Origin of the sequence: Streptomyces lacrimifluminis, from assembly GCF_014646095.1 — a bacterium.
In the GTDB taxonomy this organism is placed as follows: domain Bacteria; phylum Actinomycetota; class Actinomycetes; order Streptomycetales; family Streptomycetaceae; genus Streptomyces; species Streptomyces lacrimifluminis.
Genome location: NZ_BMMU01000009.1, coordinates 254,356 through 265,036, shown reverse-complemented (window position 1 = coordinate 265,036; position 10,681 = coordinate 254,356). Strand labels below are relative to the sequence as shown.

The 10,681-nt window shown below is 62.2% G+C and carries 9 protein-coding genes; 5 read left to right on the top strand and 4 right to left on the bottom strand.

Features of this window, described 5'->3' with window-relative positions:
• On the top strand, positions 1–2,400 hold a 2,400-nt coding region (sftH, locus tag IEY89_RS16765), incomplete at its 5' end, for a DEAD/DEAH box helicase (RefSeq protein ID WP_189148193.1).
• A gap of 57 nt (positions 2,401–2,457) precedes the next feature.
• On the opposite strand, the gene IEY89_RS16760 is transcribed toward sftH, so the two are convergent.
• Genes IEY89_RS16760 through IEY89_RS16750 form a run of 3 tightly spaced genes read right to left on the bottom strand, consistent with a single transcriptional unit; the run spans position 2,458 to position 3,405 of the window.
• Complete coding sequence (locus tag IEY89_RS16760) at positions 2,458–2,871, bottom strand: Rv3654c family TadE-like protein (RefSeq protein ID WP_189148192.1); 414 nt, start codon at positions 2,869–2,871, stop codon at positions 2,458–2,460.
• Positions 2,868–3,272 carry a TadE family type IV pilus minor pilin gene (locus IEY89_RS16755; RefSeq protein ID WP_229695261.1) on the bottom strand — a complete coding sequence of 135 codons (405 nt, stop codon included), beginning with the start codon at positions 3,270–3,272 and terminating at the stop codon, positions 2,868–2,870. Before IEY89_RS16755 ends, IEY89_RS16760 begins: the two co-directional genes overlap by 4 nt.
• Positions 3,259–3,405 (bottom strand): DUF4244 domain-containing protein, encoded by a 147-nt coding sequence (locus IEY89_RS16750; protein WP_189148191.1) that lies wholly within the window; start codon positions 3,403–3,405, stop codon positions 3,259–3,261. Before IEY89_RS16750 ends, IEY89_RS16755 begins: the two co-directional genes overlap by 14 nt.
• A 31-nt stretch (positions 3,406–3,436) precedes the next feature.
• On the opposite strand from IEY89_RS16750, the gene IEY89_RS16745 reads away from it, so the two are divergent.
• Complete coding sequence (locus IEY89_RS16745; protein WP_189148190.1) at positions 3,437–5,080, top strand: recombinase family protein; 1,644 nt, start codon at positions 3,437–3,439, stop codon at positions 5,078–5,080.
• Between the two features lie 162 nt (positions 5,081–5,242).
• Here the strand turns inward: IEY89_RS16745 and IEY89_RS16740 are convergent, their stop codons facing one another.
• A complete protein-coding gene (locus tag IEY89_RS16740) occupies positions 5,243–6,187 on the bottom strand; it encodes a hypothetical protein (RefSeq protein WP_189148189.1) in 945 nt (314 codons plus the stop codon).
• 316 nt (positions 6,188–6,503) lie between these two features.
• Between IEY89_RS16740 and IEY89_RS16735 the strand changes: the two genes are divergently transcribed.
• The 3 genes from IEY89_RS16735 (at position 6,504) to IEY89_RS16725 (ending at position 10,048) form a co-directional block, all read left to right on the top strand.
• Positions 6,504–6,833, top strand: coding sequence for a hypothetical protein (locus IEY89_RS16735; RefSeq protein ID WP_189148188.1), 330 nt, complete (start codon positions 6,504–6,506; stop codon positions 6,831–6,833).
• 171 nt (positions 6,834–7,004) lie between these two features.
• A complete protein-coding gene (locus IEY89_RS16730) occupies positions 7,005–7,496 on the top strand; it encodes a DUF3846 domain-containing protein (protein ID WP_189148187.1) in 492 nt (163 codons plus the stop codon).
• 251 nt (positions 7,497–7,747) lie between these two features.
• The gene (locus IEY89_RS16725; protein ID WP_189148186.1) at positions 7,748–10,048 is read left to right on the top strand and encodes an SGNH/GDSL hydrolase family protein; all 2,301 of its coding nucleotides are present in this window, start codon (positions 7,748–7,750) and stop codon (positions 10,046–10,048) included.
• Positions 10,049–10,681: the final 633 nt, after the last annotated feature.

Below are 10,681 nucleotides of genomic sequence, written 5' to 3'. Positions count from 1 at the left end.
ATGCCGATGGCCAAGAATCACCGATCCGAACGACCCTCGGCTTTCGCCGCCTCGCGACCCGATCCGGGCACCATCCTGGACCGGCTCGCCCCGGGGCCGAGCCGGGCTTCGCGCATCACTCATACGGAGCACTTGCCCCCGCGTGCGGGCCGTCATGCCGTCTGGCCCGACCGGATTCGGGCGGAGGTCGTCGCGGCCGTCCAGGCCGCCGGAATCGAACACCCCTGGGCCCACCAGGCACTGGCCGCCGAGCACGCCCTGGACGGCGACAACGTGATCGTCGCCACAGGCACCGCCTCGGGCAAGTCGCTCGCGTACCTCGTGCCGGTGCTCTCGTGCCTCCTGGACGGCTCCGAGGCCCCCAACGGCCGCGGGGCGACCGCCCTGTACCTCGCCCCGACCAAAGCCCTGGCGGCCGACCAGCGACGTTCCGTGAAGGAACTTTCACAACCTTTGGGAAACGCGGTACGACCTGCCGTGTACGACGGCGACACCCCCTTCGAGGAACGCGAGTGGGTCCGCCAGTACGCGAACTACGTCCTGACCAACCCGGACATGCTCCACCGGGGGATACTCCCGTCCCACCCCCGCTGGGCCTCCTTCCTGAAATCGCTGAAGTACGTCGTCATCGACGAATGCCACACCTACCGCGGTGTCTTCGGCTCCCACGTCGCCCAGGTCCTGCGCCGGCTACGCCGCCTGTGCGCCCGCTACGGCGCCTCCCCCGTCTTCCTGCTCGCCTCCGCCACGGCAGCCGAGCCGGCCGTCGCAGCCGGCCGTCTGACGGGTCTCCGGGTGGTCGAGATCGCCGACGACGCCTCGCCTCGCGGTGAACTGGTGTTCGCCCTCTGGGAACCGCCGCTCACCGAGCTGCACGGCGAGAAGGGCGCGCCCGTCCGGCGTACGGCCATCGCCGAGACGGCCGACCTGCTGACCGACCTCACCCTCCAGGGCGTGCGCTCGGTGGCCTTCGTCCGCTCCCGGCGGGGTGCCGAGCTGATCTCGGTGATCGCCCAGGAACGGCTGTCCGAGGTCGACCGCTCGCTGGCCCGGCGCGTGGCCGCCTACCGAGGCGGCTACCTCCCCGAGGAGCGCAGAGCCCTCGAGCAGGCCCTCCACTCCGGCGAACTCCTCGGCCTCGCCGCCACCACCGCCCTCGAACTCGGCATCGACGTCTCGGGGTTGGACGCCGTCGTCATCGCCGGCTACCCGGGCACCCGCGCCTCCCTGTGGCAGCAGGCGGGACGCGCCGGACGCGCCGGACAGGGCGCGCTGGCGATCCTGGTCGCCCGCGACGACCCGCTGGACACGTTCCTCGTCCACCACCCGGAAGCCCTGTTCGACCAGCCGGTCGAGTCGACGGTCCTCGACCCGGACAACCCGTACGTCCTGGCCCCCCACCTGTGCGCCGCGGCTGCCGAATCACCCCTGGTCGAGGAGGACTTGGCACTCTTCGGCCCGGAAACGGCGGCCCTGCTGCCGCAGTTGGAGGCCGCGAAGCTGCTCCGGCGCCGCACCAGCGCCTGGCACTGGACACGCCGTGAGCGGGCCGCCGACCTGGCCGACATCCGGGGCGGTGGCGGCAACCCGGTCCAGATCGTCGAGGAGGGCACGGGACGGCTCCTCGGCACGGTCGACGCGGGCGCCTCGCACACTGCCGTGCACGAGGGCGCGGTCCACCTCCACCAGGGCCGCACCTATCTCGTCCGCTCCCTCGACCTGACGGACTCGGTCGCCCTGGTCGAGGAGGCCAACCCGCCGTATTCGACGGTCGCCCGGGACACGACGTCCATCTCCGTCCTGGAGACGGACACCGAGATCCCCTGGGGCGACGGCCGCCTCTGCTACGGCTCCGTCGAGGTCACCAACCAGGTCGTCTCCTTCCTGCGCCGACGCGTCATCACCGGTGAGGTCCTGGGAGAGACGAAGCTCGACCTCCCTCCGCGCACGCTGCGCACCCGTGCCGTGTGGTGGACCGTCACCGAGGACCAGCTCGACGCGGCCCGCATCAACCCGGAGATCCTCGGCGGCGCCCTGCACGCCGCCGAACACGCGTCGATCGGCATGCTGCCCCTCTTCGCGACCTGCGACCGCTGGGACATCGGCGGCGTCTCCGTCCCGCTCCACCCGGACACCCTCCTCCCCACGGTCTTCGTGTACGACGGCCACCCCGGCGGCGCAGGCTTCGCGGAACGCGCCTTCCACACGGCCCGCTCCTGGCTGACGGCCACCCGCCAGGCCATCGCCTCCTGCGAGTGCGACGCCGGCTGCCCGTCCTGCATCCAGTCCCCCAAGTGCGGCAACGGCAACGAGCCCCTGCACAAACGGGGAGCGGTGCGGTTGCTGACGGTTCTGCTACAGGGAGCGCCGGAGGAGAAGGTCCCCGACGAGAAGGGTTAGGGCTCGCCCGGCGACCGGCCTGGCAGGCGTACGGGCGTAGGGGCGTACGGGGTCGGCTCAGGTCGGTCTCAGCGGGCCCGTGGGCCCTGGTGGACCCGCTCTCGATCTGATCTCCGCCCCGAACAGGCCCCGTCCCGACCGCACCGTCAGGTCCGACGTCTCGCCCACCAGCGCGCACCGGACGAGCCGGGTGCCCTGGGCCGTGGCCACCCGATCCGCCCGCGCACAGGCCTCCGAGGCACCCTCCGTCCAGTGGTCCGCCGCCGCGAGCGCCGCCAGATCCGCCCCCGCGGCGGCCCTATGCCGGGTCACAGAGGCCTGCCCCATGGCGAGCACAACGCCGAACACCACGCACAGGACGGCGATCGCACCCACGGTCCAGACCGTCGCGGAGCCACGGTCGGAGCGGACCGAGCGCGCGGAGACAGCTCTGGCGAACCTGGCGGGCCACCCGTCTCCCCAACGCTTCACGCACCCACCCCCACCGTCTCCTCCGCCAGCGCCACCGCTTCGTGCGCGACATCGACCGTGAGGCCGCCGAGCCCCGGCGGCTGCGCCACCACCTGCACGCGCACGAGGTCGCCCTCTCTGGTGACGGTGACCTCCGCCCCGCGCGGGGCCGCACCCCGGGCCACCGCGGCGACCTCGCCGGGCGGGTCCTGCCGGGCGGCGGCCCGGGCACCGGCCCGGGCCGCGTCCACACACTGGATCTGCGCTGCCGCGACGAGCAGCGCCCAGACCAGCGCCATCGAGAACAGCACCAGCGCGGGCAGCACGACGGCGGCCTCGGCGGTCACGAACCCCCGGTCCCGGAACCGCCCCACATCCCGGCCCTGGCCCTGGCCCTGGCCCTGGCCTTCACATCTTGGCATCGAGGGCCTTCTTCACGATCGCCTGCAACTCCGAGCTGACCTGCCCACTCGTCACGACCTTGTAGAGCACCGCCGCGAACGCCACCGCGGCGATGATGCCGACGGCATACTCGTCAAATTCCTGTGCATCCATTAAAATGGATCATGAAAAGGAATAGACGAACATGCTCAACCAGCTGGAGGGACAACTCGCATTCGGTTATCTGCGCATCAGCGATGACCGAGAAGGCACGGAACTTGGCGTTCAGCGCCAGGAAGAAGACATACGGAAACTCGCCGCGCAGCTTGGCGTGACGCTTGTTCGCATCTACTGCGACAACGACATATCCGCCAGCACCAACAGCGACGAGTACCGCCCGGACTACGAAGACATGATGGGCCAGTTGCAAGCTGGCCCCGTCAAGATCGTGCTGTCCTACACCAAAGCGCGGCTCACCCGTAAGCCGGAAGAAAACGAGCGACAGATCAAGCTCGCTCGCAGCTACGGCGTCCAGTACAAATACGTACGCGGGTATGACCTCGACCTCACGATGTCGCAGAACCGCAGGATGGATCGCATCCAGAACGCCATGGATGCCGGGACAGCAGAAGACCTCCAAGAGCTCATCGTCCGTGAAAAAGCGCAAAGTGCGCGCAAGGGCGAGTGGTCTGGCGGTCAGCGAACCTTTGGGTACGGCAAGGTAGTCGGGTATGACCCGATCAAAGAAAAAGACATCATCGACCCGTACCAAGTGCGGGAAGAGGAAGTAGCCGCGCTCAAAGATGGCAAACGGTGGACACTCGCCGGTGACAGCCAGTTCGTGTGCGTACGGCGCTGGAACGACCAAGGAATCAAGACGACGCGTGCGGGCCAAAAAACCAAGTACAAAGGGAAAGAGAGCATCTGCGACGGTACTTGGGATGTCGGCAAGTTCAAGCGCACGATGCTTAACGAGAGTTACGTGCAGTTCGACCCCACCGGCCACCCAACAGATTGCCCATGCCTACAGAACCCGGAAACCGGCGGCACACGGATTCACCGCGACGAGCGGCACCGTGCCAAGTGGCCGTACGTCTTTACCCGCGCCGAACACGACGCTATGGAGGTCATGTTCAACGGGCGCGAAAAGTACTGGGTGAACAAGGGCAGCGTGAAGGGCCGTACGTATCTGTTGAGTGGATTCGTCGAGTGCGGCGGCACGTGGCGTGACACAGCGAAGAAAGGCCAGTACTGCGGCGGAGTGATGTACGGCCAGGGAAAGACGTACCCGCTCGCAGACGGAACCATCAAGTACCAACGTCGCTACGCCTGTAAGAAGTGGGACACCAGCGGAAATCGGATCGGGTGCTGCTCGGTCTTCCGCATCGCTGATGCTGTCGAGGCGTTCGTCACGCAGCAAGTGCTGTACCGCTTCGACTCACCGGACATCATTCGGGCGTTGATCCCGCCCGTCAACGAACTGCGCATGAGCGAAGTAATCCAAGAACTCAGTGAGCTACAGACGCGTCGTGAACTACTGGCCGCCGAGTACGCAGCAGGCGAGCACGAAAAAGACGACTACCGCGTCATGCTCGGGACGATCAAAGATCGGTTCGCGGCACTCGAAACCGAGAAGAAGCAACTCTTGAGCGCCAAAGCAAAGAGCCTTGCCGTTCCAACCGACGGCGGCATACGCGCCGTCTGGGACAACGCAAGCATCGAGTGGCGAGCAAGTGTCATCCGGCTTGTGGTCGAGAAGGTCGTGATTCACCCGAGTATGCCGGGCGGGAAGATGTGGAACGGCTGGCGCTTTGATCCTGACGCGGTCGAGATCGTCTGGCTTCACTAACCAGTAGTGCCAGCTTGGCGATCACGGCGGGGTGCTCCACTTTCAGGGGCACCCCGCTTTTTGCTGTCGATTTCCGTAATCGCTCTAGGTCTTCTGTCGTCACAGGTGAACTTCTCCGTTTACATATTCAATTATACGACGACATTCGCAAAAGTGGTGAAATTATCTCGACAACTCCAAGTCGAAGAACTTGAGCACCGACGTAACCACCATGAGTCCGATGACTGCATTAACTCGGCTGTACTGCTTACGAGATACGGCATGGACACTTGCATGCCTGGCAAATACACGCGGGATAGTGTCCCTCATATCCGCCTTGAACTTGGCGTGCGCGCACCACACAGGGGCAAACGTAAGCGCCACCCTGAACTGGTGTTCATCGAGGTCAAACTTCACTCCGTTCTGCTTGAAGTGATTCGACCTGACCGACTTACGGATGTCGCCATCAAGATGGAGCAAAGTGGTATCAAGCAGATTAGCTGCGAGCGCCTGAGCCGGATTGAAGTGCCCGTCGCGAAGCGCATGGACACAGCTCAAAGCGAAATCGCGCTCGTCCAATAGGTCTGGATGGTCTATCCCGTGAAGCACCGCCTCGCAGTCGGACACGATCCCCTTCCACCGAGAGCTAATAATTCGGCGTCGGCTAGAAGCACTGTCAGCGATCAGAAACGCCTCGACCACCATTGGACCAGGCACCCACATCAAAGGGATTCCCTCGTCGATTAGGATCGAACTCAGGCCCTTGAACGACGATCCATCTACACCATCCCAATTCTCGGGAAAGTTCCGCTTGGCAAAATCTCCCAGCGACTCAAAGATTCCCTGCAAGTAGGGGGCAGCGGACTCGGCAAAAGTCCGTACAACCGTGCTGATTTCAGCAAGCCGCTGTAGAACCTCCTGCGCGGCTTCCCATACCGCTGGTGAGAAGTCAGGCACGATAGAAGACATCATTTCGGCAACGCGGCTAACCACCGGCGCCAGGGCTTCAGCCGCGAGTCGATTCTCTCGCTCAGTAAGCTCGATGGACGGATCGTCGAAGCGAGCGACCCTATACCACTCTTCCTTGCTCAAGCGGTCACCGTTGGACTCCTCATGCTGGCCTGTCATGACCGCATGATCCCACGGCACGCCGTGGTTGCCGACAGATTTTCTCTCAGGACTCCGCTACTGGTCGAGCGCTCCACGACCTCGGAGCTGCCAGCTTGACCTATCGACCCACCGGCTTCCGCAACACACGCTTGATCGCCTGATCCTTGCGAATAACGAGCAGCTTCCATTGCGCCACCGCCCCTGTTAATTACATTCGTTTCGGTGTTGTGGTTACGTCAAACTCTATAGAAATACCTTGCCCACTGGCGCATAAATGGATGTAGGGCCAGGAAAAATCCAGCCCAGAACCTACAACACCGAGTGGAGCAGAAAGATGGCAATCGTCAGCCAGAAGGTCTCGGACCTCAGCGGTAAGCAGGGGAACGACAAGCAGTTCGCCGCAGTCGTCGTCCGGCAGCACCCGGACATCGACCAGCCGAAGGCGCTGGACGTACTCGTCACCGAACTGGGCGCGTTCAAGGACATCAGCGATGACCTCGTGATCATCGAGATCACGACGCCCGACGGCAAGAAGCGCGACGCCTACGTTCCCCTGGAGGAGTTCAACAAGGCTGCAACCGACATGCCCCAGATTCTGAAGGACGCACGCGGCACCCGTGGCCGCGTCCCCGGAACCAAGGTCGGCAACGGAAACGGCAGCTAACCCCCCAGCTCCGTATCTGCCAACGCTCCCGGCAGTGCGGAAATCCCCGTCCTGGTGGTCCCTTGGGGGTCATCGGGGCGGGGCTCATCAACTTGCTCGTGAGGTTCACCTCTGGAGTGAAACGACCGTCACTCCAGACGCAGTCCCACGGTCGAGAACCTAGGTGGTCCCGTGATCACTGGCATCTTGTTCCCCTGCGACGAGGAGCAGCCCATCAAGCGCGTTGAAGTCGACGCGGAGAACGTAGAAACCATCCGAGGCATCGTCGGCGGTTCGTACGAGGCGTTCAACCTCGACAGCCCGCCGGCTTCGTTCCTTGCGAACGACGAGGCGATGCTTTGGTCCCTGCCCTTCAACCTGCGCGCCACGGTCCTACTGTGGCAGCACGCCAAAGGGCTCCGCAGCCAGGCGTACATCAGTGGGGATGCAATCCTCACGGGTGCGCCGGATGGACGCGGATTCACCAAGTCGGTGCCCAGCGAGCTGATGGAACTGCTCCTCGACACCGAGACGTACGGCGTTGAGTTTCTACACCGACCCGACGGCCCGTGGTCGCGTAAAGCGATTACATTCACCGAGTGGTTCGAGGCGTACAACTACGCGATCATCCACGAGGAGACGTACGCCACGGTCAGGAATGCTCGGGTCATCCGCGCCGAGTAGCGACCGGTGAAACGCCCCGTTCCAGCGATCCGTAGAGGTCGCTGGAACGGGGCTTCTCTATTTCCTCGCACCTCTAAAAGAACGTTGTAAATTCTACTCTTTGCAAAAATACCCAATGATGTCATAAATAGTCTCGGCTCTTCAGTCAAAAAGGAATGTTCAGAGGGTGGTTCCGCCGTCAGGCGTGAGCCGCCCTTTTTCGTTCCTCGTTCATTCACAACCAAGCAATCAGGAAGGTGGTGTAAACCATCATGCGCAAAAAGCGCACACCGATCATGCTCGCTTTGGCGGGTCTGATCGCGTCAATGTTGACGTTCGTCTCTTCGGGGACAGCGTCGGCTGCGGAGTATATTCCGCAGCTTCGGTGGAACGCAGTGGATTCCCATGCGTATAGCACTACGGTGACGGATCCGGCGGGGGGCGTAACAGTCCCCTGTGACTCGGCTGGCCCGAACAACCTCAAGAGCTACGACGCTTCCGGGCAGATAGTTCGCGAGCTTTCATCCAGCCAGACGATCGACGGTCGTCCGAACTGCATTCAGCGTCCTGTCGTCGACAAGAACGGCGTCCTTTACGGACAGTCGTACGGCTGGAACGGAAGCAACTCGGCTCACGGCACCAACCTGTTGGCCTATGAGGGCAACGGGTTGAAGTGGAAGTATCCCACTGGTTGCACTGACGCTGATGGTGTAGACCCCAGCATCGGTGCGAACGGGAACATCTACTTCGTCAACGGTAGCTCGCAGCTGGTCGGCATAACTCCCGAAGTGGAGCCCGGCACGGTGCAGCCGAAGAAGGTACTCAGCGTCAACTTGACGTCGAGCAGGTGCAGTCGCACGATCGCCTTCAATGGTGGCATCGCCGTATTCAAGGACGGCAGCACGATCGCCAACTTCTACACCTACGCCGGTACGAGTCTCGGCTCGAAAGACGGTAAAAGTGCCAACATGCCCGTCAGTGCGACGGGGCGGCTCTTCTACCCGACCTACACGAGCGAGTCCGGCGGCGGCCGAAGTGTCAGCATCTCGGCATACAACGCACTCAACCAGCAGGTTGTGTGGACTCGCAAGGTGTCGGTTCCGGGGGCGTACGTAAGCGACGCTTCAATGAGGCCGGCTCCGGATGGCGGAACCTTCGTCATCATGCGCGAGAACGAGATGGTCAACGGCGCTCTGACGAGCACCCAAGTAAACACCGTCGTCAAGCTCAGCGCTACCGGCGAGAAGGTGTGGTCCAAGACGCTTCCCTCGAAGGATGCGTATGGAGTCACCTACAACCCGAGCAACTACCGAGCCCTTGTCGGTACCAGCGGAAAGCTCGTCCTAGAGCTGAGCGCCCAGGCTCCCGTGAGTAACGGGGGTTGGGGTGTCAACGCGGTCACCATCAAGGTGTTCGACGGCGGCGGCACGGTCGTGTACGACAAGCACATGCACGGCGACCTCTCCGGTGGAAACGGTGACTACGGCTTCACTTACGACGCCAATGCGGTCATCAGCGCTGGCACGCTGTACGTTCGCAGTCACTGTGACAGCAACTCCTGCGATGGGGTGAAGCTTTACCCCATCGCCATTCCGAACGTTGGTCTGGATTATCCGCGTGGAGCTGTGTTCAACGTGGATGAGCTGGAACAATCAGATCCGGTGCGTCCGTTGCCCGTGCCGTACGTGGCACTCGGCGACTCCTACTCTTCCGGAGAAGGAGTCGAGCCGTTTGCTGCGTCCAGCAACACGAGCACAAACAAGTGTCACCGTAGTGATCTGGCCTATGCCCAGTTGGCCGCTCGTAACCCCGGCAACGGTCTGCGTTTGGACCAGGGCGGCTTCTGGGCTTGCTCAGGCGCCAGGACCAAGCACATCACCGGAGTGTGGGAGGCCGAGGACACCAGCGATGGCGTGAACCTCGACGAGGACCCGCAAGCGGACCACCTCAACGAGAACACTGGCGTTGTCTCCATCACCATTGGCGGCAACGACATCGGGTTCGGGTACATGGTCGAGTCCTGCGCATACCCTACTAGGGACTGCGATGGGGCGATCGATCTCGCGAACACCAACATGAGCTTCCTGGAAGTTCTGTTGCAGCAGACGTACATCGAAATCCTCAACAAGGCACCGCATGCCAAGGTGTACGTGGCTGGGTATCCGCCCATCCTCACTGCCGACGGCGGTGGCTGCGCTGTTGGTGAGGCGGGTAGCGACTACCCGTTCTTCACTGAAGGCCGTAAGCAAAAAGCGGTCGAGGTGCTGAACGCCCTGAACGCCAAGATCCTGGAGAACGTCGACACGGTTAAGTCGGTGAATGCCGACTTCTTCGACCGCCTGCACTTCGTCGACGCGACAGCTGAGGGATCTCCGTTCATCGGTCACGACGTCTGCTCTGACGACCCGTTCGTTAACGGGTTGATCCTGGATAACCAACTGGCAAGCTTCCACCCGAACGCAAAGGGACAGGCGGCGTACGCCGAATTGCTCGCCAGGAAGATCCGGGAAGTAGACCTCGGCGGTCAGGACAACGACGGCGAAGTCGACCCGGACGACTGCCCGATTTGCTGAAGTAGCGTCGGGTAGCTGAAGAGCCAACAGCCCTCAGCCTCTTGAGCTGCCTTCCAGGTAGCACGAGGCTGGGGGTTTCTTCATGTGTAGTATGCAGAATCAGTAAGATCAATTATAATAAACGACATTATGGCATCACGCACAGAAGATGGAAAATTCTTAACCGAAGCAAGGCGAGGCTTCCTGGCTTCATGCTTGGTAATTATTAGCGCCTTCGCTATCCCCTTAAACTATGTGCTCATATCCGGAGAGAGCTATAGTTCTCTGGCGATAGTTGACGGAATCTTTGGATTGGCGCTCTTCGGATACATTCTTCTTTTCGCCGGGAAAAGTCAGTCGGTTATCCTGAAGCAGCTCATGACATTATTCAGCATTCTTGGAGTGGGTATATCAATCTACATAACATGGTCGATCTTCACTTTCGACATGGCGTAGCGCCGAATGGCTGCCCGCCTTACGCACTTCGTCTATTTCTTTTCACTCTCCAATATACTTAAAATCTTCAGCTTTCAGTAAGCATCCAGTGGCCCATTCCTTTGAAACGCCTTAATATCCGCCACTCTCTAAGCCGCTCTGTTATTCACCCATACGTTCCATCGCCACCCGTACCCCTGTTGAGCCTATTCGCACCGG